Origin of the sequence: Tolypothrix sp. VBCCA 56010 (assembly GCF_050875635.1) — a bacterium.
Lineage (GTDB): Bacteria > Cyanobacteriota > Cyanobacteriia > Cyanobacteriales > Nostocaceae > Hassallia.
Map to the genome: position 1 here is coordinate 1 of NZ_JBPAOH010000387.1, position 806 is coordinate 806.

Annotated in this window: 1 protein-coding gene; it reads left to right on the forward strand. The window is 62.5% G+C overall.

From position 1 onward, the window contains the following. Window positions 1–806 (forward strand): hypothetical protein (locus AABK37_RS41650; protein ID WP_432557221.1); only part of this gene is annotated, 806 nt, incomplete at both ends.

Here is an 806-nt window from a genome sequence, read left to right on the forward strand (position 1 = left end):
GAGACCGACCTGCGCGGCAACGTGTGGAGCTGGACGTACGACAGCAGCGAGCGCGTCACGAGCGCCACCGACCCCCTGAACCGCATGACCACCTTCGCCTACGGGACCACCGCCACCACTATCACGAGACCGGGTGGTCAGACCGTGGTCCATCACTACAGCGGGGGCCTCATCGCCTCCGAAGTTGACGAAGCGGGCTTTAGCCAGGCGTACACCTACGACGCGAACGAGAACGTGCTCACCTACACCAACGAGCGGGGCGGAGTGTGGAACCTCACCTACGATGCCCGCGGGAACGTGCTCACGGCGCGTAACCCCCTGAACCAAACCTACACGTATACGTACCGCGCAACCAACGAGCTGCTGACGCAAACCAATCCGCTGGGACAGGTTACGACTTACTCCTACGATACGAGCGGCAATCTCACGGAAGTTACCGATCCCCTCGGCCGGGCCAGTAGCCGCTTTACCTACGATACGTTTGGTCAACCGACCAGCGTAAAGGACGCCTTAAGCCGCACCACCACCTACGCCTATAACGCGAATGGGGACCTGACCAGCGTTACGGACCCGGCGGGCACCCAGACCACGGTGGGTTACGACACGCTGGGCCGCGTCAGCTTTGTGCGGGATGCCCAAAACAACCAAACGGACAGTGTGTACGACAACTGGGGCCGGTTAACCCAGGTGATCTCGCCCGGCGCGGCGACGGTGAGCTTTGGCTACGACCGCAACGACAACCGGACCTCGGCGACCGACGAACTCTCGCGCACGCAGTCCTGGACCTTTGACGCCGCCAACCAACT